This is a genomic window from Massilia sp. KIM, from assembly GCF_002007115.1.
Lineage (GTDB): Bacteria > Pseudomonadota > Gammaproteobacteria > Burkholderiales > Burkholderiaceae_D > Telluria.
In genome coordinates this window covers 2,354,924-2,374,404 of the sequence record NZ_MVAD01000001.1, presented here as the reverse complement: position 1 = coordinate 2,374,404, position 19,481 = coordinate 2,354,924, and the positions used below count along the sequence as shown (strand labels likewise).

The window sequence follows — 19,481 nt, the reverse complement described above, 5'->3', positions numbered from 1 at the left end:
CAGCTCATGATGAAGGCGATTGTTACCGGCCACACGCGCGGACTGGGCGCCGCGGTGGCGGCCGAACTGGTGCGGCGCGGCGTGACCGTGCTGGGCCTGGCGCGCGCCCATGCGCCTGATGCCGGTGTGGAGCAGGTCGCGCTCGACCTCGCCGATCCGGCCGCGCTGGCGGCCTGGCTGGAGGGCGAGGCGCTGCGCGCTTTCCTGGCCGGCGCCGATACCGTCCTGCTGGTCAACAACGCGGGCACGGTCAACCCGGTCGGCCCCCTGGCCGAACAGGATCCGCTGCAGGCCTTGCGCGCGGCCACCCTCAACGTCGGCGCGCCGCTGGCCCTGAGCGCGGCCGTGGTGCGCGCGGCGCCGGGGGCCGAGCACCGCATCCTGCACGTGTCCAGCGGGGCGGGGCGCAGCGCCTATCCGGGCTGGAGCGTCTACTGCGCCACCAAGGCCGCGCTCGACCAGCATGCGCGCGCCATCGCCCTCGACAACGATCCGAAGGTGCGCGCCGTCAGCCTGGCGCCGGGCGTGGTCGACACCGACATGCAGGCCGAGATTCGCGCCACGCCGGACCAGCGCTTTCCGCTGCGCCAGCGCTTCGTGGACATGAAGGACAGCGGGGTGCTGGTCTCGCCGCCCGTGTGCGCGCGTGCGCTGGTGGACTACCTGCTGGCGCCCGGCTTCGGCGGCGAGCCGGTGGACGATCTGCGTAACAGGGCGGGGCGCTAGGCGGGCAGTAGGGCGGTCAGTTAGGCGGGCAGTTGGGCGGGTAGCTAGGCGGGCAGTTGGTCCGGCAGCGCAGCCAGCCCGTGCAGCTGGCGCGCGCGCCGGCATTTGTCGTCGCCGATCTCGACTTCGCGGCAGGGCTGGGGGCGCTGTTCGTAGACGCCGCAGGCCATCGGGCCGGCTTCGCCACGGCCGAGGGCGATGCAGTGCGGGCGCGCGGCGTTGGTGCCCTTCATGCAGGAGAGATGGGCGGTGAGCTGCTCGGTATAGGTGTCGGGCAGGGGGAGCGCTTCGGTCCAGTAGAAGGACACGCGGTAGCTCTTGCAGCAGGCGCCGCAGGCCAGGCAGGGATTGTCCACGGGAGCGTTCATGGACGCCGATTGTAGCGTGGGCGTGTGGGGTGGGGAAGGGGCGCGCAGGAGGCTAGACCAGGGTGAGGTAGAGGTCTTGCCAGGCGGGGTTGGTGGATTGGATGAGCTTGATTTTCCAGGCGCGCGGCCATTCCTTGATCTGCTTTTCGCGGGTGATCGCCGCGGTGATGTCGGCGTGTGTTTCGTACCAGACCAGGGTGTGGACCTTGTACTTCTTCGTGAAGCCCGGGACGAAGCCGCTTTTGTGTTGCCAGATGCGTTTGATCAGGTCGGAGGTGACGCCGACGTAGAGCGTGCCGTAGGGGCGGCTGGCGAGGATGTAGACGAAGGAAGTTTTTTCCATAGTGGTATGGTGGCGCCGCCAGATGGTGGAGGGGCTGCGGGGGCGCAAACAAACTTGGGTCCCGGCCTTCGCCGGGACGACGTTCTACGTCCAACAATGGAATATCGTTCGCTGTTCCCTAGATGGGACGGATTGCAGGGCCACGGACGGTAGCAGTACTTCCCCAGCGTCGTCCCGGCGAAGGCCGGGACCCAAGTCGGTCGCATACCGGCACTGTCGACCCCGACCCCGACCCTTCGCATACCGAAAAAAACCGCAATAAAAAAGCCGCCCGAAGGCGGCTCTCTCTCACGGCCTCACAGCCCGCGTACTGATTAAAAAAGCCGCCCGAAGGCGGCTCTCTCTCACGGCCTCGCAGCCCGCTTACTGCCCACGTTTGGCCCGCGCCTTCGCCGCGATCCGCATGCGCAGCGCGTTCAGCTTGATGAAGCCGCCCGCATCCGCCTGGTTGTACGCACCGCCGTCCTCGTCGAAGGTCGCGATGTTCATGTCGAACAGCGAATCGGTCTTCGAATCGCGCGACACCACGATCACATTGCCCTTGTACAGCTTCACGCGCACCCAGCCGTTGACGCCCTTCTGGGTGTGGTCGATCAGGGTCTGCAGCGCCACGCGCTCCGGCGCCCACCAGTAGCCGTTATAGATCAGCGAAGCGTAACGCGGCATCAGGTCGTCCTTCAGGTGCGCCACTTCGCGGTCCAGGGTGATCGACTCGATCGCGCGGTGGGCGCGCAGCATGATGGTGCCGCCCGGGGTCTCGTAGCAGCCGCGCGACTTCATGCCGACGTAGCGGTTCTCCACCAGGTCCAGGCGGCCGATGCCGTGCTTGCCGCCCAGGCGGTTCAGCTCGGTCAGGACGGCTGCCGGCGACAGGCGCTTGCCGTTCAGGGCCACGATGTCGCCCTGCTCGAATTCGATGTCCAGGTACTCGGCTTCGTTCGGCGCCTGCTCCGGGCTCACGGTCCAGCGCCACATCGATTCCTCGGCTTCCGCACTCGGGTTCTCCAGGTGGCGGCCCTCGAAGGAAATGTGCAGCAGGTTGGCGTCCATCGAGTACGGCGCGCCGCCGTTCTTGTGCTTCATGTCGATCTCGATGCCGGCTTCTTCCGCGTACTTCAGCAGCTTCTCGCGCGACAGCAGGTCCCACTCGCGCCACGGGGCGATGATCTTGACGTCCGGCTTGAGCGCATAGGCGCCCAGCTCGAAGCGCACCTGGTCGTTGCCCTTGCCGGTCGCGCCGTGCGAGACGGCGTCGGCGCCGGTCTCGTTGGCGATCTCGATCAGGCGCTTGGCGATCAGCGGACGCGCGATCGAGGTGCCCAGCAGGTACTCGCCTTCATACACGGTGTTGGCGCGGAACATCGGGAACACGAAGTCGCGCACGAACTCCTCGCGCACGTCGTCGATGTAGATGTTCTCCGGCTTGATGCCGAACTTGAGCGCCTTGGCGCGCGCCGGCTCCAGCTCTTCACCCTGGCCCAGGTCGGCGGTGAAGGTGACGATTTCGCACTTGTAATTGTCCTGCAGCCATTTCAGGATGACCGAGGTGTCGAGGCCGCCGGAGTAGGCGAGAACTACTTTTTTGATGTCGCTCATGGGAGTTCCAGTGATGAAGGGGGAGGTGGTGGTATAGATGGTCAGCTGGCCGCTTGGGACCGTCCCGCGGGCGGGACGGACGGCCAACGATCAAACTCGGGGGTGGTAAAAGAAAGCTTAATTATCCTCGATACGGCCGAGCAGCAGGTACTCGATCAGGGCTTTTTGCACGTGCAGGCGGTTCTCGGCCTCGTCCCAGACCACCGACTGCGGGCCGTCGATGACCTCGGCCGCCACTTCCTCGCCGCGGTGGGCGGGCAGGCAGTGCATGAACAGGGCGTCGGGCGCGGCGCGCGCCATCTTGGCGCCGTCCACGATGAAGCCGTCGAAGGCCTTGAGGCGCTCCGCGTTTTCCTTTTCGTAGCCCATGCTGGTCCAGACGTCGGTGCTGACCAGGTGCGCGCCTTCGCAGGCGTCGGACGGGTTGTCGAACAGGGTGTAGCGCGAGGTCGAGACCAGTTTCGGGTCCAGCTCGTAGCCCTTGGGGGTCGAGATGTTCAGGTGGAAACCGAACACTTCGGCCGCCTGCAGCCAGGAGTACAGCATGTTGTTGGCGTCGCCGATCCAGGCCACGGTCTTGCCGCTGATCGGACCGCGGTGCTCGTAGTAGGTGAAGACGTCGGCCAGCACCTGGCAGGGATGGTGCTCGTTGGTCAGGCCGTTGATGACCGGCACCCGCGAATGGGCGGCGAAGCGCTCAATGATGTCCTGGCCGAAGGTGCGCACCATGATGATGTCGCACATGCGCGACATCACCTGGCCAGCGTCCTCGACCGGCTCGCCGCGGCCGAGCTGGCTGTCGCGGGTGTTCAGGTAGATCGCGGCGCCGCCCAGCTGGTGCATGCCGGCCTCGAAGGAGAGGCGGGTGCGGGTCGAGCTCTTCTCGAACACCATCACCAGGGTGCGGTCGACCAGCGGGTGGTAGACCTCGTAGTTCTTGAACTTGCGCTTGATGACCTCGGCGCGCTTGATCACGTATTCGAACTCGTCGCGCGTGAAATCGGAGAACTGCAGGAAATGCTTGATCGGAGTGGTGCCTGGCATGATGGTATCTGCTCGCTGTTATCCCTTGGATTATAAGGGTTTTGCTTGCCGTTAGGGAAAGTGGGACAAATCGGCAAGCATACCGGATTATTTCGCCAATGAATGGATGTTTGATGTCCATTCATCCGGTCAATACATGGGCTCAGTACAGGGTCTGGGACGACTCGTGCAGCAGTTGGGCGTAGAGCTCGTGGCGCATCTTCGCGATCTTGCCCTCGGCCACCGCGGTCAACACCGCGCACTGGGGCTCGGCCAGGTGGCGGCAGTTGTAGTACTTGCAGCCGCCCAGGTAGGGCTTGAACTCGACGAAGGCGCGCTCCAGCATGCCCTCGGTCAGGTGGTAGAGCCCGAATTCCTGGAAGCCCGGCGAATCGATGATCGAGGCGCGTCCCTCGCCCGGGCCGTCCAGCCAGTAGAGGCGGGTGAAGGTGGTGGTGTGCTTGCCGGTGTCGAGGGCTTCCGAGATTTCGCGCACCGCGATGTCGGCGTCCGGCACCAGCAGGTTGATCAGCGAGGACTTGCCCATGCCCGACTGGCCGATGAAGATCGAAGAGTGGCCGTCCAGCAGCGGCCTCAAGGCCGCCACGGTTTCCTCGGGCCTGGCCTTGGCCGAGACCTCGTGCAGGGGATAGCCGAGCCCGGCGTACACGCCGGCGCGTTCGCGCGCCCGCGCCAGGTTGTCCTCGACGTCGACCTTGTTGAGGATCAGGTGGGCCTCGATCCCGGCCGCCTCGCAGGCCACCAGGGCGCGCGACACCAGGTCGTCCGCGAAGCTGGGCTCGGTGGCGACCACGATGAAGAGGCGCGAGATGTTGGCCGCCAGCAGCTTCGACTTGTACTGGTCGGAGCGGTAGAGCAGGGTGCTGCGGTCGGCGATGCGCTCGATCACGGCCTGGTCGTCCGAGGTCTTCTTGAGGATCACCACGTCGCCCACGGCGACATTGGTCTTCTTACCGCGTGTGACGCATTGCAGCTTTTCGCCATCGGCGTCGGCCAGGTAGTGGCGGCCGTGGGCCGCGATGATGGTGCCGGTCAGCGCGCTCATGCCGAAGCTCCCGCGCGGTACAGGGCATCGCAGCGGGCCGCGCAGATCAGGTCGTTCTTCGTGATCGCGTTGCCGGCCGAGTGGGTGGTCCAGCTCACGCCGCAGCGGCCGTAGCCGACCCGCAGCTCGGGATGGTGGTGCTGGCCGTCGGCCATGGTCGCGACCGCGTTGACGAAGGCGATGGTGGCGCGGAAGTTCGGGAAGGCGTACTCGCGCTCCAGGCTGCCGCCGGCCACGCGCCAGTCGGGAACCTGGGGCAGCAAGGCCTCGATGGCGGCGGGCTCCAGGGCTTGTGCGTTGCAAACGCAGTGGCTGTCGGCGAGCTTCATGCGGCCGCCATGGTCAGGTGCTTCACCCGCACCGAGGCCGGCGGATGCGAATCGTAGAAGGCCGAGTGCAGCGGGTCCGGGGTCAGGGTCGAGGCATTATCCTCGTACATCTTGACCAGGGCCGAGACCAGGTGGCGGTAATCGGTGTGTTTCGCCGCGAAGGCGTCGGCCTCGAACTCGTGCTTGCGCGAAGTGATCGAGTTGAGCGGCGCCAGCACGAAGGTGAACACCGGCAGCACCAGCGCGAACAGGATCAGGGCCATGCCGTCGTTGGAGGCGTTCATGAAGGGCTGCACGCCCAGGCCGGTATAGAACCAGACCTGGCCCTTGAGGTAGCCGAGCAGGGCCAGGAAGGCCAGCGAAAGCGCGAACATGACCACGATGCGCTTGAGGATGTGGCGCAGCTTGAAGTGGCCGAGCTCGTGGGCCAGCACCGCCTCGATCTCCTGCGGCTCGAGGCGGGACAGCAGGGTGTCGAAGAAGACGATGCGCTTGTTCTCGCCGAAGCCCGAGAAATAGGCGTTGCCGTGGGCGCTGCGCTTGCTGCCGTCCATCACGAACAAGCCCTTGGAGGCGAAGCCGACGCGCGCCATCAGGCCCTCGATGCGCTCCTTGAGGCTCATGTCGGTGAGCGGGGTGAACTTGTTGAACAGCGGCGCGATGACGGTCGGGTAGAGCACCATCATCAGGAGCTGGAAGCCGCTCCACACCAGCCAGGTGTAGAACCACCACAGTTCGCCGCTCTTTTCCATCAGGGTGAGGATGACCCACAGCAGCGGCAGGCCGATCACGGCGCCGACCAGGGCGCCCTTGAGCTGGTCAGACCACCACAGGCGCGGCGTCATCTTGTTGAAGCCGAAGCGCTCCTCGAGCACGAACTGGCGGTACCAGTCGAGCGGCAGGTCGAGCAGGCCGGAAAGGATGGCGAACGCGATCACCAGCGCCATCTGGTGTACGATCCCCGGGCCGGTCCACTGCAGCAGGACCACCGACAGCAGCTGCAGGCCGCCCAGCAGGGTGAAGCCGACCAGGATCACCCCGCTCCAGAACATGTTCACGATGCCCAGGCTGGTCTTGGCCACGGTGTAGTCGGCCGCCTTCTGGTGCGCCCGCAGCGGCACCTTCTCGGCGAATTCGGCCGGCACGCTGGCGCGGTGGCGCAGCACGTGGCGGATGTGGCGGTTGGCCAGCCAGAAGCGCAAGCCGAGCGTGAGCAACAGAAAAACGACGAACAAAACCGAAAACCCGAGTGAAGACATGTGTGCCTGTGAGAAAATGCAGGATTAAATTGCCAAATCATCCAGCAAAGTAGCAAAGAGAGAATTATGTCACAAGCCACCCAAAACGCCGCACCTGTCCCTGCCCAGCGCCCGAACGAGTTCAACCTGGTCTGGGTCGACATGGAGATGACCGGCCTCGATCCGGACAACGACCGCATCATCGAGGTCGCGGTGGTCGTCACCGACGCCGACCTGAACGTGATCGCCGAAGGTCCGGTGTTCGCCGTGCACCAGAGCGACGAGACCCTGGACAAGATGGATAACTGGAACAAGGGCACCCACGGCAAGTCGGGCCTGATCGACCGCGTCAAGGCTTCGACCGTGGACGAGGCCCAGGCCGAAACCGAGCTGATCGCCTTCCTGAAGCAGTACGTCCCGGCCGGTAAGTCGCCGATGTGCGGCAATTCGATCTGCCAGGACCGCCGCTTCATGGCGCGCGGCATGCCCAAGCTGGAAGCCTTCTTCCACTACCGTAACCTGGACGTCTCGACCCTCAAGGAACTGTGCCGCCGCTGGAAGCCGGAGCTCGCCTCGGGCTTCAAGAAGCACCAGAAGCACACCGCGCTGGCCGACATCCTCGAGTCGATCGAGGAGCTGCGCTACTACCGCGAGCACTTCATCAAGCTGTAAGCAGGGGCGTAACCGGCCGGCTGCGCCGTAGTCTTGAACCGCTGCGCGCGCCGGTTAGCGATAACTCTGCCCTACATGCATAAAAAAAGGGCAGGGCATTGTCCGGGAGTTATGCGACAATCGGGACCATGGCCCCGTTCACTTCTGGTTCCGCGGGCGACAGCCAGATGCCTGGGCTGCTGCGCAGCCATGACTGGTCGTCCAGCGCGCTCGGACCGCCCTCTACCTGGCCGCCTGCCCTCAAGACGGCGGCCGACATGATGCTGCACTCGTCCTTCCCCATGTTTGTCGCCTGGGGACCCGAGCTCGTCTTCCTCTACAACGACGCCACCATTCCCTTGCTGGGCGAGCGCCATCCGGCCGCCCTCGGCGCCCGCCTGTCCGAGGTCTGGCCCGAGATCTGGCAATACCTGGTGCCGATGGTCGATCGCGCCCTGTCGGGCAAGCCGGTCTACCACGAAGACATGGAGCTGAGCCTGCGCCGGCGCGGCTATGTCGAGCGCGCCACCGTCACCTTCTCCTTCGCCCCGCTGCACCTGGCGGGCGGCGATGTGGGCGGGCTGTTCTGCACCTGCATCGAGACCACGGCCCGGGTGCTGGCCGAGCGCCGCGCGGCCTTCGAGCTGCGGGTGTCGGACGCGATCCGGCCGCTGCTGGATCCGGAAGAGGTGATCGAGACCGCCAGCGGCCTGCTCGGGCGCGAGCTGCGCGCCGCGCGCGTGCTGTACGCCGAAATGAGCGACGCCAGCGGGAGCTTCTCGGTGCCGCGCCTCTGGACCCAGGACGGCCGGCGTCCCCAGTTGCGGCCCCAATTCCAGCTCGACGACTTCGGCCCCGCCATCGCCGCCGAGCTGCGCGCCGGCAGCGTGGTGCGGATCGACGACAGCGCCCGCGACGTGCGCATCGCCGGTTTTCGCAGCGCCTACGTGGCCGAGCGCATCGGCGCGCTGCTCACCGTCCCGCTGGTCAAGCGCGGCCGCCTGATCGCCTGCCTGGCGATCCACACCCCGCACCCGCGCCACTGGAGCGACCACGACACCCGCCTGGCGCGCGACGTCGCCGAGCGCACCTGGTCGGCGGCCGAGGCCGCGCGTGCCCAGGCCGAGCTGCGCGAGGAGCGCGACCGCAGCCGCTACATCTTCGACGCCATCACCGAGGGCTTCGCCCTGTTCGACCGCAACTGGACCATCCTGCAGATGAATGCCGAAGGCTTGCGCATCTGCGGCCTGGAGGCGGGCCAGGTAATCGGCCGCAACCACTGGGAACTGTTCCCCGACTCGACCGACACCGAAGGCGGACGCATGTACCGCGAGGTGATGCGCAGCCGGGCGGCCGGCAGCGTCGAGGACTGTCGCGTGTTGGAGGGCGGGCGCCGGGTGTGGACCGAGATCCGCGCCTACCCGACCCGGGACGGCGGCATCGCCTCCTTCTTCCGCGACATCACCGACCGCAAGCTGGCCGAGGACAAGCTGATGGAGGCCGACCGCCGCAAGGACGAGTTCCTGGCCATGCTGGCCCACGAGCTGCGCAACCCGCTGGCGCCGATCAGCGCCGCCGCCGAGCTGCTCAAGCTGGGCGCGCTGGACGAGCAGCGGGTGCACCAGAACAGCACCATCATCGGGCGCCAGGTGCGCCACATGACGCGCCTGGTGGACGACCTGCTGGACGTGTCGCGGGTGACCCGCGGCCTGATCACCCTGGCGCGGGTGGCGGTGGACGCGCGCGTGGTGGTGGACGAGGCGGTCGAGCAGGTGCGGCCGATGATCGACGCGCGCGCCCAGCAGCTGACGGTGCGCCATCCGCCGCATGGCGCGGTGGTGCTGGGCGACAAGGCGCGCCTGGTGCAGGTGGTGGCCAACGTGCTGGGCAACGCCAGCAAGTACACGCCGGAAGGGCGGCGCATCGACCTGCGCGCCGAGGCGCTGGGCCCGCGCCTGGTGCTGTCGGTGCGCGATGAAGGCATCGGCATGGACCGCGAGCTCACCGGCCGGGTGTTCGACCTGTTCACCCAGGCAGAGCGCTCGTCGGACCGCTCGCAGGGCGGGCTGGGCCTGGGGCTGGCGCTGGTCAAGCACCTGGTCGAGCTGCACGGCGGCACGGTGGGCTGTTCCAGCCCGGGCCTGGGGAAGGGCAGCACCTTCGTGATCACGCTGCCCCTGGAGCACGACGCGGTCTTGGCCGAGGACTTGCCGTCCGCGCCGAGCGTGCCCGTTGCTGGGCGGCTGAAGGTGCTGGTGGTGGACGACAATGCCGACGCCGCCGAGATGCTGGGCATGCTGCTCGCGTCCCAGGGTCATGAGGTGGTGATCGAACACGATTCGCTGCGCGCGCTGGAGCGGGCGCGCAGTGTCAGGCCCGACGTCTGCCTGCTCGACATCGGCCTGCCCGAGATGGACGGCAAGGAACTGGCGCGCCGCCTGCGGCAGCAGAGCGAAACGCGCGAGGCGCTGCTGGTGGCGGTGACCGGCTACGGGCGGCCGGAAGACCGCGAAGAGGCCTTCGCGGCCGGCTTCCAGCACCACCTGGTCAAGCCGGTCAATTTCGATCACCTGCTGCAGGTGCTGGACAGCGTGCGTGAGGGGCAATCGGCGGCGTAGGCCCTGATGGTGTTCAGTTAGCAGAAAAAACGTCGCCCCGGCGAAGGCCGGGGCCCAAGTTCTCCTGCGCAGACGCGCATGCAAATTGGGTCCCGGCCTCCGCCGGGACGACGTGCGGGCGCTAACTTAACGACATTACGGCATAGGCATCCCTTTGCTATATCACGTCGTTCCCGCCTTCGCGGGAAGTCGTAGGCGCCAGTGGCGCGTACGACGAGATAAGTTGGGTTCCGGCCTTCGCGGCAACGTCAGCGCATCTGCGTGTAATTCACTGGCACGAAGCGATAACCCTTGCCTTCGCTGCGCAGGTGCCCCAGGCCCGGAAACGCCAGGTGCGCCCCGCCGATGAGGTACTTGCCCTTGACCGCCGCATCGAAGGCCCGCTTGCGCGCCTGCGCCGAGGCCTTCTGGTCGCTGTCGAAGGAAATCGTCACGCCCGGCTCGGCCATCTGCACCGCCGCCACGTGGATCAGGTCGCCGATCAGGACCAGCTTCTCGCCCTTGCTCTCCACCACATAGGTCATGTGCCCCGGCGTGTGCGCGCCCGTGCCCTGGGCGCGGATGCCCGGCAGCAGTTCCACGTCACCCTCGATGGCCTTGAACTTGCCGGCCTTGACGTAGGGCTGGATCGCGGCCATCGCGGCCTGGAAGCCGCCCTTGTCCTCCGACTTGTCCATGTTTGCCTGGCTCAGCCAGTAGTCGGCCTCGCGCTTGCTGGCGCGCAGGACCGCGTTCGGGAACACGATCTGGCTGTTGTTCACCAGGCCGCCGACGTGGTCGCCGTGGAAGTGGGTAATGTAGATCTCGTCCACCTGTTCCGGGCTGTAGCCGGCCGCCTTCATGTTGGCCACCAGCCGGCCCAGGGTCGGGCCGAAGAAGCTGCCGGCGCCGGTGTCGATCAGCACCAGCTTGCTGCCGGTGTTGACCAGGAAGGCATTGTCCGAGGTTTCCAGCGGGGTCTTGAGGAAGTGCTTGGCCAGGGTCGCCTTGGTCTTGTCCTGCTTGTCGGCCAGCAGCTGCTCGACCGGCAGGTCGACCGTGCCGTCGGACAGCGGGGTGACCTCGAAGTCGCCCAGCATGATGCGGTACCAGCCCGGCGCCGGGCTCTTGGCCATCGGCGCTGCGGCCAGGGCCGCGCCGGAGAAGCAGGCGCCGGCCAGGGCGGCAACCAGGAGGGAGGTGGCGGTGCGCTTGAAACGGGTCATCGTGAAGTCCTTGTCTTGATCGTTGCGCAAACTGTGAATGTTGTGGATCTTACATGATTGCCCGGCGGAATACTGGAATCAGGCTATCACCCAGAGGAGCCATGCGCGCACCTGTCCGGAGCATCCTGCACCGAATTGGACGAGTCCGCACCAAGTATGTGCAAATATGATGTAATAGAAACCTTTGACATCCATCATTTGCGCGATGCTCGACGACTTCCTCCGCCGCCTGCGCCGTCCTCCGCCGCATCCCGTCGCCTTGCCGCCGCAGGGCCAGGCGCGCGCCGCCTTCGGCGCGCTGCTGGGCCTGCTCCTGTCCGGCGTGCTGAGCCAGCTGGCCCTGACCTATGCCGCGCCCGGCGCCCACATCGCCTGGCTGATCGCCCCGATGGCCGCCTCGGCCGTGCTGCTGTTCTGCGTGCCGGCCAGCCCGCTGGCCCAGCCCTGGCCGGTGATCGGCGGCAGCATGGTCTCGGCTTTGACCGGCGTCGCCTGCGCCCAGCTGGTGCCGGACACGATGCTGGCGGCGCCGCTGGCCGGCGGCCTGTCGATCGTGGCGATGTTCCTGCTGCGCTGTCTCCACCCGCCGGGCGGGGCGGTGGCCATGACCGCGGTGCTGGGCGGGGCCGCCGTGCAAGAGGCCGGTTTTGCCTTCGCGCTGGCGCCGGTCGGGCTGAACGCGGTGCTGCTGACGGCGGCGGCGCTGGCCTACAACCGCCTCACCGGCGCCCACCACGCGCACGCGCCGGCCCAGCCTTCGACGGTGGCCGACGAGGACATCGACGCCGCCCTGGAGCAGTTCGGCGAAGCGCTCGACGTCAGCCGGGCCGACCTGGCGACCATCGTCAGCGAGGTCGAGCAGCATGCAGCCGGGCGCCGGGCGCGCGGCCTGTGTGCGGGCGAAGTGGCCTCGCCGCCGGTGGCGCGCCTGGCGCCCGAGCAAAGCCTGGAGACGGCGCGAGAACAGCTGCTCAGGCATGGGGTGCCGGCGCTGCCGGTGGTGGACCGCGAAGGCCGCCTGCTGGGCCTGCTGACCCAGAGCCAGCTGCTGCGCGCGGCCTCGGAAAGCGAGGCGCGCAGCATGGGCGCGCGCGCCCGGCTGGCGCTGGCGTCCCTGGGCGGCAAGCGCGCCGGCCGTTGCGTGGGCGACCTGATGACCTCGGGGGTGGCGGTGGACGCCGCGCGCCCGGCGTCCGAGGCGGCGGCCCTGGCCGCGCGCCACGGACTGGCGCGGGTGCCGGTGGTGGATGCGAAAGGCCGGCTGGCCGGCATGACCGGGCCGGCCGAGCTGCTGGCGGCCCTGCACGGCCTGGGGATGGAACAGGTGGCTTGAAGCCGCTCAGGCGTTCTCGGCCCCGCAGCACTTCTTGTACTTCTTGCCGCTGCCGCAGGGGCAGTCGTCGTTGCGGCCGACCTTGGGCTCCTCGCGGCGCACGGTCTCGACCGGCGCCTTGCGGCGCGTCAGCCAGTAGCGGTGGATGGCCGGCAGGTTGGCTTCGACCTGCAGCGCCAGCTGGTGGGCCTTGAAGGGGTCTTCGACCTCGGCCAGTTCCTCTTCTTCGATCTCGTCGGCGCCCAGCAGGTAGAGCGGACGCATCAACTCGCCGATCTCGGATTCCCAGACCTCGTCCCAGGAACCCGGGCGCAGTTCCATGCCCTCGCAAAAGCCCCAGCACCAGGCCTCGGCGTCGATCAGGCTCTTGCCCTCGACCTCGTGCTCAACGAACAAGGGCTCGAAATCCTTGGGCGCCACCTCGAAGGTGATCAGGATTTCGTTCATGAAGCGCATGATCTGGTTGATCACGCGTTCTTCTTCCTTGGCGTTCTTCCACTTGGGCGCGCTCTTGCCGTCCTCGCCCCAGACCCGCGGCAGCCACTCGGCCGGCATGATGGATTCGGGGCCGATGGCGATGGCGGTCAGGTAGCCGTGCAGGGTGTCCATCGTCATCGCGTCGTCGGCGCAGCGGTCGGACAGCAGGAAACGGTCGAGTTCGTCGAACTCTTTGTCGGAAAGGGGTTGTTCGAGATGCATGGGGGACTCTTGTTGCGTTGAAGCCGCCAGTGTAACGCCTGCGGCCCGCGGCGGCGGAAAAATCGTGCCCGGCACGTTCGCTCGCCGCCGCTTACAATGCGTGCATGGACAAACCCGATTCCCTTGCTTCTCATCCTTTCTCGCGTCTCGATCCGCAACTAGTGCTGGAGGCGCTGGAAAGCGTCGGCCTGTACGGCGACGGCCGCCTGCTGGCGCTCAACAGCTATGAGAACCGGGTCTACCAGGTGGGCATGGAGGAGGGGCCGCCGGTGGTCGTCAAGTTCTACCGTCCCGAACGCTGGAGCGATGCCGCCATCCTCGAGGAACACGCCTTCGTGGCCGAGCTGGAAGCGGCCGAGGTGCCGGTGGTGCCGGCCCTGACGATCGCCGGCGCCAGCCTGCACACCCACGCCGGCTTTCGTTTCGCGGTCTTCCCGCGCCGCGGCGGGCGCGCGCCTGAGCTGGGCGACCCCCGGGTGCTGGAATGGATCGGCCGCTTCATCGGCCGCATTCATGCGGTCGGCGCGGTGCGGCCCTTCACCCAGCGGCCGGCGCTCGATCCGGCCAGCTTCGGCCGCACGCCCTACGAGTGGCTGCGCGAACGCGACTTCCTGCCGCCCGAGCTGAAGGCGACCTGGTGCAGCGTGGCCGAGCAGGCCCTGGATGGCGTGGCGCGCTGCTACGAGCGGGCCGGCGAGCTGCCCCTGCTGCGCCTGCACGGCGACTGCCACGGCGGCAACGTGCTCTGGACCGACGACGGCCCGCACTTCGTCGACTTCGACGACAGCCGCATGGGCCCGGCGGTCCAGGATCTGTGGATGCTGCTCTCGGGCGAGCGCCAGGAGATGGTGGGCCAGATGAGCGATGTGCTGGCCGGCTACGAGGACTTCTGCGAGTTCCACCCGCGCCAGCTCTACCTGGTCGAGGCCCTGCGTACCCTGCGCCTGATCCATTACTCGGCCTGGCTGGCGGCGCGCTGGGACGATCCCGCTTTCCCGGCGGCTTTTCCTTGGTTTAATACGCAACGTTATTGGCAAGACCGTATCCTCGAGTTGCGCGAGCAGGTGGCGCTGATGGACGAGCCGCCGCTGTGGCCGGTCTAGCCTACAGCGTGTCGCTTGCGCTACGGCGCTCATGCAATGCGCATGTTTGCATGCAAAGGTGAGGATCCGCGTATCTCGAATGGCTATGCCCCTGTTAAGGTGGCGGCTTTTACGGGAGGCCCATGCGCACCATCATCACTTTCATGCTGCTGGCGGCCTGCGGTCTGGCGCAGGCCCAGCAGACCGAATACGAACTGAAACGCGACACCCCGCCCACCGGCTCGCGCATGCGCGTCGCCGGCGCCAAGTCCTCCATTCCCTTCGATCAGCCCTGGGAAAAGCTCAGCCGCGAGCAGCAGGCCGAGATCATGGCGCCCTACGAATCCATGGGGCCGGGGGACGAGCCTCCGTATCCGCTCAACGGCACCAAGAAGATCTGGAACGCCTTCGTCAAGGCCAGCGACCTCATGCGCGTGCACGGTCACGTGCGCATCATCGTGGAGGTCAATGCCGAGGGTAAGGCCACCTCTGCCCAGGTCTACGCCACCCCGGACGAGCGCGTTACCCGGTACGTCGCTTCGGTCATGATGAACGAGCGCTACAAGCCGGCGCGCTGCAAGGGCCAGCCCTGCGCCCAGCAGTATCTGTTCGACGGCGACTGGTCGTTGTAAGGAAGAACTGGGGCGTTTTCCCGGTCCAGTTCCGCGTGGCACGCGCGGGAGATTTCCCGGATAATGGCCGGGACCCCTCCCGCCTCCGGGACCGCTGCGAGAAAGACCATGGAACCCCTCACTCCCAAACCTGACGATGCCGACTTTTTGATCGACCTGTCGCACGCCGCCAGCCCGGCGCCCGCGCCGGATGCGCCGGCCGAGCCCGCGCCGGCCCAGGGGGCGCCCCAGGCAGCAGCAAGGAGGGGGCCGCTCGAGATGCGCGAGATCCAGGAAGCGATCGCGCGGGTGGAAGCCGAGGCCAAGGCCAACGTGGCGGCCGAGAGCCGCGCCCATGCCGAGAACCGCGCCCGCACCCTGGCCGAAGAGCGCGCCGCGATGGACGCCGCCGCCGCGGCGGCGGCGCTGGCCAATGCCCAGGCTTCGGAAGAGGCGATCGCGGCCAACCGCGACCGCCTGGAATCCCTGCGCGCGGCCGCCCAGGCTTCGGCCGAGCGGCTCGAAGCGATCCGCCAGGAAACCGCCGAACTGCGTGAACGGGTCCGCACCGAGACCGAGATCCGCCTTGCCGCCGAGGCACGCTCCCGTTCCGAGGAAGAGGCGCGGCGCCGCGCCACCCAGCACATCGAGGCCGAGAACGAGCTGGCCGCCAAGGCCGCGCGCGCGGCCGACGAGCTGCTGGCCCAGACCGAGCAGGCGCGCCTGCAGGCGGCCGAGCGCATGGCGGCGGTGGAAGCGGCCACGGAAGAGGTCCTGCACAACGCCAGCGCCGACGCCCGGGTGGCAATCCTGGCGCGCGAGCGCGAGCGTGCCGAGCGCGCCGCCCGCGCCACTGCCGAGAAGCTGGCCCAGGCCGAGGCCGAGGCCCTCGAACTGACCCTGCAGCGCGAGCGCGCCGATCAGGTTGCCCTGGCCTCGGCCTTCGCGCGTGCAGCGGCCGAGGCGCGCGCGCTGGAAGAGGCGCGCGCCCTGGCCCATATCGAACAGGAGCGCGAGGCGATCGCGCTGGCCCAGGCCGAATCCGAACGCGTGGCGGCCCAGTCGCTGCGCATGCGCCTGCAGACCGAAAAGGAATTGCGCGACGCCGCCACCCACCGCGAGCGCCTGGAGCAGATGGCCGCCGCCAGCGCCGAGGCCCGGCGCGAGGCCGAAACGCGCATCCTGGCCGCGACCGAGGCGCGCATCGAAGCCGACCGCAAGCTGCGCGAGGTGTCCGAGGACCGCGCGCGCGCCGAGGAAGAAGCCAGCCAGCAGGCGCAGGCCCGGTTGGAAGCCGAGGAGCTGGCCGCCCAGGCCGCGCGCGAGCGCGCCGCGGCGGACGAGGCCGCATCGCGGGCGGCCCAGCGCCAGGCCGAGGAAGAACGGCGCCAGCGCGCGCTGGCAGAGGAACGCGAAGCCCACATCCAGGCCGAGCTTGACGCGCGCGCGGCCGCCAACGCGGCCGAAGCGGCGGCGGTGGCCGCCCTGGCCGAGCAGGCGGATCTGCAGCGCCAGGCGGCCGATGCCGCCGCCCGCCGCGCGGAGGAAGCCGTGCGCCTGGCCGAGGCAGAGCGCGAGCGCGCCCAGGCCGAGGAAGCGGCCCTGGCCCAGTTGCAGGAGAAGCTGGCGCTGGAACGGGAGCTGGCCGAGACGGCCCGGGTTCGGATGCAGCATGAAACGGAGGCGTCCGAGCAATTGCGCATCCAGTTGGACGCCGAGCGTCGGCTGGAGGCGGCCGGCCGCGCGGCCTGGGAAGCCCAGCAGGCCCAGGCACGCGCAGCGATCGAGGAAGCCGAGCAGGCCGAGGAGGCCGCCGGCGCCCAGCAGGAACAGGCGCGCCGGGCGGCAGAACTGGCCCAGGCCCAGGCCGAGCGGGCCGAGGTCGAGCGGCGCCAGCAAGAGGTGACCGAGGAAGCGATCGTGGCCGAGCGCGCCGCGACCCAGGCTGCGCGCGAATCGCTGGCCCTGGTCGAGCGCAAGCTGGCGGCCCAGCGCCAGCAGGCCCAGGCCGACACCCGCGCCAACGAGGCGGCGGCCGCGCGCCTGGCCTCGGAGCATGCCGCCGCCCAGGCGGCCGAGGCGCGCGCCCGCGCCGAGGAAGAGCAGGCCAGGATCGCGCGCGAGCGTGAGCTGGCCGAAGCGGCGGCGATGCAGGCGGCGGTGGAGAAGCGCGAGGCCCAGCGCGCCTTGCTCGAGCACGCGCAGGCGCATGCCGAGATGCAGCGCAAGGCGGCCCAGGCGACCCGCCAGATGGCCGATGCGCGCAAGCATCTGTTGAACTTGGAGAGCAAGCACCATGAGGAGCAGGCGGCTGAACTGGCGGCGACTCAGCGCACCATCGGCGAGCGCAAGCAGGAGGCGAGCTACCGTTCGGTGTCGGCCGACCTGACGCGCGAAGTGCTGGGGCGCCTGAAGCAACCGTCGGCGCCGTCCTCGGCGACCGAGGCGGCGGCCCGGCTGGCGGATGCGATCGCGCAGCAGCGCGGGTTCAAGGAGTAGGGCGGCGACGGGCGGGCTGGCCAGTGCTGATTCAACATCATTTCGCCAGCTTTAGTCCGTCACTCCACCGGCTTTAACCCGTCATTCCACCGGCTTTAACCCGTCATTCCACCAGCCCCAAAACCGTCATTCCGGCGAAGGCCGGAATCCAAGTTTCTTCGCACAGAGCTAAAGGACGCCGAAGTGGCCCCGCACGCAAACTTGGATTCCGGCCTTCGCCGGAATGACGGTTTTGGGGCTGGTGGCGAATGTTTACTGTTGACTGCGGACTGCCGACTGCGGACTGCCGACTGCGGACTGCTGACTGCTGACTGCTGACTGCTGACTGCTGACTGCGGACTGCGGACTGCGGACTGCGGACTACGGACTGCGGACTGCCGACTGCCGACCGCACCCTAACGGTCGGCTTACTGCGCCGCCGGCGCCTCGCTCGGCGACACCGGATTCACGGGTCCGGTCGAGGCCTTGGTCGCGAAATACTCGGTTTCCCCAAAGCAGCTGGTCGGCACCCCACGGTGCTGTTCATACGTGATCTGCACCCGCTGCCCGATCGCGTTCTGCAACTGCTTGACCACCGCCTCTTCCCGCACAGTGAACGCAAAGCGCTCCGGAATCGCCCCCGGCATGCTCGACAGCAAAATCTCGCCTTCCCAGGTCTTGCACAGCCAGCCCTTCTTGGAGAATTTCTGCAGGTAGCCGGCGCGCTCGCCTTCCGAATACGACCAGCTCAGGGTGAACCAGGTGTAGAGCGCGAACAGCACGAGCAGGGTGGCGATGACGGACAGCAGGATGGCGGTAGCGCGCTTGGGCATGGTCATGGTCGAAATACGAAGGTCCAGTAAGGATTGTCAGGATGGCAGCATGGTTGCCGCGCCCATTCTGCCATGGACGAGCGCGGACACCAAACGTGCGCGTCAGCCGGCCGGGTGGGCGAGTTCCTCGGCTTCCATGCGGCGCCGGTAGCGGACCGAGGACCACAGCGACACCATGATGAAGGCCAGGCCCGACAGCCCCGTGAACCACTCCGGGATGTGGTAGTGCACGCTGGCGAACATGATCATGGCCAGGATGCCGATCGCATAGTGCGCCCCATGCTCCAGGAACACGAACTGCTGCAAGGTGCCTTTATAGACCAGGAACACGGTCATCGAGCGCACGAACATGGCGCCGATCGCCAGGCCCAGCATGATGATGACCACGTCGGTGGTGATGGCGAAGGCGCCGATCACGCCGTCGAAGCTGAACGAGGCGTCCAAGACTTCCAGATACAGGAAGCCGCCGATGCTGCCCTGGGAGATCATGGTCCCGACCGTGGGATCTTCTTCCTTGCTCTCGAGCAGGCCGCTCAGCCATTGCACGCCGATGTAGATCAGGACCCCCACCACGCCGGCCAGCAGCACCGCCAGCTTGCGCGCCTCCGGCATCAGGCTCATCGAGAACAGCACGCCGAGCAGGGTCAGCAGGATGGCCAGGCCCTCGCTGCCGTACTTGCCGACCTTTTCCTCGATCCAGCCGAGCCAGTGCAATTCCTTTTCCTCGTCGAACAGGAAGTTCAGGAAGACCAGGGCCAGGAAGGCGCCGCCGAAGGCCGCAACCTCGGCGTGGTGCTCGGTCAGGTGACGCGAATATTCATCCGGGGTATTCAGGGCCATCTGCCAGACGTCGAGCAGGCCCAGGCCGGTGGCGACCGCGACGATGACCAGGGGGAAGAGCAGGCGCATGCCGAACACGGCCACCAGAATGCCGACGGTAAGGAAAAGCTTGCGCCAGAACTCGTTCCAGTTGCGCAGAACAGACGCATTGACGACGGCATTGTCGAAGGAAAGCGACACTTCCAGTACGCCGAGAATGGCGGTGATCCATAGCGCCTGGAGCAGACCTGCCATCCCATTGCGCTCGAAGCCCCACCAGCCGGCCACTGCCATCAGGACCACCGTGACGATGATCGACCACCGGAAATGCTGCATTGGATCCCCTTGTCTGTGTTGTTCGAGTAGAGGAATATTACTGCTCCAGACACAACGCAGGCGCATCGGAAGGTCGCCGCGGAGGCTTGCATCTGAGATAATTCCGCGTGGCATTTTCGCACGAAAT

At 67.5% G+C, this 19,481-nt stretch carries 18 protein-coding genes; 7 read left to right on the top strand and 11 right to left on the bottom strand.

Features of this window, described 5'->3' with window-relative positions:
• Positions 1–6: 6 nt before the first annotated feature.
• Positions 7–726 (top strand): SDR family oxidoreductase, encoded by a 720-nt coding sequence (locus B0920_RS10330; protein ID WP_078032410.1) that lies wholly within the window; start codon positions 7–9, stop codon positions 724–726.
• Between the two features lie 44 nt (positions 727–770).
• Here the strand turns inward: B0920_RS10330 and B0920_RS10325 are convergent, their stop codons facing one another.
• The 7 genes from B0920_RS10325 to B0920_RS10295 form a co-directional block, all read right to left on the bottom strand.
• Entirely contained in the window at positions 771–1,094 is a 324-nt protein-coding gene (locus B0920_RS10325; protein ID WP_078032409.1) for a YkgJ family cysteine cluster protein, read from the bottom strand.
• 52 nt (positions 1,095–1,146) lie between these two features.
• The gene (locus tag B0920_RS10320) at positions 1,147–1,437 is read right to left on the bottom strand and encodes a GIY-YIG nuclease family protein (protein ID WP_078032408.1); all 291 of its coding nucleotides are present in this window, start codon (positions 1,435–1,437) and stop codon (positions 1,147–1,149) included.
• Between the two features lie 363 nt (positions 1,438–1,800).
• Complete coding sequence (locus tag B0920_RS10315; protein WP_078032407.1) at positions 1,801–3,033, bottom strand: argininosuccinate synthase; 1,233 nt, start codon at positions 3,031–3,033, stop codon at positions 1,801–1,803.
• 117 nt (positions 3,034–3,150) lie between these two features.
• Positions 3,151–4,077 carry an ornithine carbamoyltransferase gene (gene argF, locus B0920_RS10310; protein WP_078032406.1) on the bottom strand — a complete coding sequence of 309 codons (927 nt, stop codon included), beginning with the start codon at positions 4,075–4,077 and terminating at the stop codon, positions 3,151–3,153.
• Between the two features lie 142 nt (positions 4,078–4,219).
• The gene (rsgA, locus tag B0920_RS10305; RefSeq protein WP_078032405.1) at positions 4,220–5,122 is read right to left on the bottom strand and encodes a ribosome small subunit-dependent GTPase A; all 903 of its coding nucleotides are present in this window, start codon (positions 5,120–5,122) and stop codon (positions 4,220–4,222) included.
• On the bottom strand, positions 5,119–5,451 hold the full coding sequence (locus tag B0920_RS10300) for a 4a-hydroxytetrahydrobiopterin dehydratase (RefSeq protein ID WP_078032404.1): 333 nt from the start codon (positions 5,449–5,451) through the stop codon (positions 5,119–5,121). Before B0920_RS10300 ends, rsgA begins: the two co-directional genes overlap by 4 nt.
• Positions 5,448–6,710, bottom strand: coding sequence for a M48 family metallopeptidase (locus B0920_RS10295; RefSeq protein ID WP_078032403.1), 1,263 nt, complete (start codon positions 6,708–6,710; stop codon positions 5,448–5,450). The genes B0920_RS10300 and B0920_RS10295 overlap by 4 nt, the downstream gene beginning before the upstream one ends.
• A 66-nt stretch (positions 6,711–6,776) precedes the next feature.
• Here B0920_RS10295 and orn point away from each other — a divergent pair, with 66 nt between their 5' ends.
• Entirely contained in the window at positions 6,777–7,361 is a 585-nt protein-coding gene (gene orn, locus B0920_RS10290) for an oligoribonuclease (RefSeq protein WP_078032402.1), read from the top strand.
• Positions 7,362–7,528: 167 nt separating this feature from the next.
• Positions 7,529–9,958 carry an ATP-binding protein gene (locus B0920_RS10285; protein WP_078033374.1) on the top strand — a complete coding sequence of 810 codons (2,430 nt, stop codon included), beginning with the start codon at positions 7,529–7,531 and terminating at the stop codon, positions 9,956–9,958.
• Between the two features lie 248 nt (positions 9,959–10,206).
• Here the strand turns inward: B0920_RS10285 and B0920_RS10280 are convergent, their stop codons facing one another.
• Positions 10,207–11,163: an MBL fold metallo-hydrolase gene (locus tag B0920_RS10280; protein WP_078032401.1), complete on the bottom strand. Its 957-nt coding sequence runs from the start codon at positions 11,161–11,163 to the stop codon at positions 10,207–10,209.
• Positions 11,164–11,347: 184 nt separating this feature from the next.
• Here B0920_RS10280 and B0920_RS10275 point away from each other — a divergent pair, with 184 nt between their 5' ends.
• Positions 11,348–12,496: an HPP family protein gene (locus tag B0920_RS10275; RefSeq protein ID WP_267873364.1), complete on the top strand. Its 1,149-nt coding sequence runs from the start codon at positions 11,348–11,350 to the stop codon at positions 12,494–12,496.
• A 6-nt stretch (positions 12,497–12,502) separates the two neighbouring features.
• On the opposite strand, the gene B0920_RS10270 is transcribed toward B0920_RS10275, so the two are convergent.
• Complete coding sequence (locus tag B0920_RS10270) at positions 12,503–13,195, bottom strand: UPF0149 family protein (RefSeq protein ID WP_078032399.1); 693 nt, start codon at positions 13,193–13,195, stop codon at positions 12,503–12,505.
• Between the two features lie 104 nt (positions 13,196–13,299).
• Between B0920_RS10270 and B0920_RS10265 the strand changes: the two genes are divergently transcribed.
• The 3 genes from B0920_RS10265 (at position 13,300) to B0920_RS10255 (ending at position 17,387) form a co-directional block, all read left to right on the top strand.
• Complete coding sequence (locus B0920_RS10265) at positions 13,300–14,298, top strand: serine/threonine protein kinase (RefSeq protein WP_078032398.1); 999 nt, start codon at positions 13,300–13,302, stop codon at positions 14,296–14,298.
• 122 nt (positions 14,299–14,420) lie between these two features.
• Positions 14,421–14,909, top strand: a complete 489-nt coding sequence (locus B0920_RS10260; RefSeq protein WP_078032397.1) for an energy transducer TonB — start codon at positions 14,421–14,423, stop codon at positions 14,907–14,909.
• A 108-nt stretch (positions 14,910–15,017) separates the two neighbouring features.
• The gene (locus tag B0920_RS10255; RefSeq protein ID WP_078032396.1) at positions 15,018–17,387 is read left to right on the top strand and encodes a hypothetical protein; all 2,370 of its coding nucleotides are present in this window, start codon (positions 15,018–15,020) and stop codon (positions 17,385–17,387) included.
• A 407-nt stretch (positions 17,388–17,794) separates the two neighbouring features.
• On the opposite strand, the gene B0920_RS10245 is transcribed toward B0920_RS10255, so the two are convergent.
• The gene (locus B0920_RS10245) at positions 17,795–18,205 is read right to left on the bottom strand and encodes a hypothetical protein (protein ID WP_373887880.1); all 411 of its coding nucleotides are present in this window, start codon (positions 18,203–18,205) and stop codon (positions 17,795–17,797) included.
• Positions 18,206–18,301: 96 nt separating this feature from the next.
• On the bottom strand, positions 18,302–19,354 hold the full coding sequence (locus tag B0920_RS10240; protein ID WP_078032395.1) for a DUF475 domain-containing protein: 1,053 nt from the start codon (positions 19,352–19,354) through the stop codon (positions 18,302–18,304).
• Positions 19,355–19,481: the final 127 nt, after the last annotated feature.

Bases quoted from the DNA above. Each gene is read 5' to 3' on its own strand.
- B0920_RS10330 (WP_078032410.1), top strand. From the start codon at position 7: ATGATGAAGGCGATTGTTACCGGCCACACGCGCGGACTGGGCGCCGCG.
- B0920_RS10325 (WP_078032409.1), bottom strand. From the start codon at position 1,094: ATGAACGCTCCCGTGGACAATCCCTGCCTGGCCTGCGGCGCCTGCTGC.
- B0920_RS10320 (WP_078032408.1), bottom strand. From the start codon at position 1,437: ATGGAAAAAACTTCCTTCGTCTACATCCTCGCCAGCCGCCCCTACGGC.
- B0920_RS10315 (WP_078032407.1), bottom strand. From the start codon at position 3,033: ATGAGCGACATCAAAAAAGTAGTTCTCGCCTACTCCGGCGGCCTCGAC.
- argF (WP_078032406.1), bottom strand. From the start codon at position 4,077: ATGCCAGGCACCACTCCGATCAAGCATTTCCTGCAGTTCTCCGATTTC.
- rsgA (WP_078032405.1), bottom strand. From the start codon at position 5,122: ATGAGCGCGCTGACCGGCACCATCATCGCGGCCCACGGCCGCCACTAC.
- B0920_RS10300 (WP_078032404.1), bottom strand. From the start codon at position 5,451: ATGAAGCTCGCCGACAGCCACTGCGTTTGCAACGCACAAGCCCTGGAG.
- B0920_RS10295 (WP_078032403.1), bottom strand. From the start codon at position 6,710: ATGTCTTCACTCGGGTTTTCGGTTTTGTTCGTCGTTTTTCTGTTGCTC.
- orn (WP_078032402.1), top strand. From the start codon at position 6,777: ATGTCACAAGCCACCCAAAACGCCGCACCTGTCCCTGCCCAGCGCCCG.
- B0920_RS10285 (WP_078033374.1), top strand. From the start codon at position 7,529: ATGCCTGGGCTGCTGCGCAGCCATGACTGGTCGTCCAGCGCGCTCGGA.
- B0920_RS10280 (WP_078032401.1), bottom strand. From the start codon at position 11,163: ATGACCCGTTTCAAGCGCACCGCCACCTCCCTCCTGGTTGCCGCCCTG.
- B0920_RS10270 (WP_078032399.1), bottom strand. From the start codon at position 13,195: ATGCATCTCGAACAACCCCTTTCCGACAAAGAGTTCGACGAACTCGAC.
- B0920_RS10265 (WP_078032398.1), top strand. From the start codon at position 13,300: ATGGACAAACCCGATTCCCTTGCTTCTCATCCTTTCTCGCGTCTCGAT.
- B0920_RS10260 (WP_078032397.1), top strand. From the start codon at position 14,421: ATGCGCACCATCATCACTTTCATGCTGCTGGCGGCCTGCGGTCTGGCG.
- B0920_RS10255 (WP_078032396.1), top strand. From the start codon at position 15,018: ATGGAACCCCTCACTCCCAAACCTGACGATGCCGACTTTTTGATCGAC.
- B0920_RS10245 (WP_373887880.1), bottom strand. From the start codon at position 18,205: ATGACCATGCCCAAGCGCGCTACCGCCATCCTGCTGTCCGTCATCGCC.
- B0920_RS10240 (WP_078032395.1), bottom strand. From the start codon at position 19,354: ATGCAGCATTTCCGGTGGTCGATCATCGTCACGGTGGTCCTGATGGCA.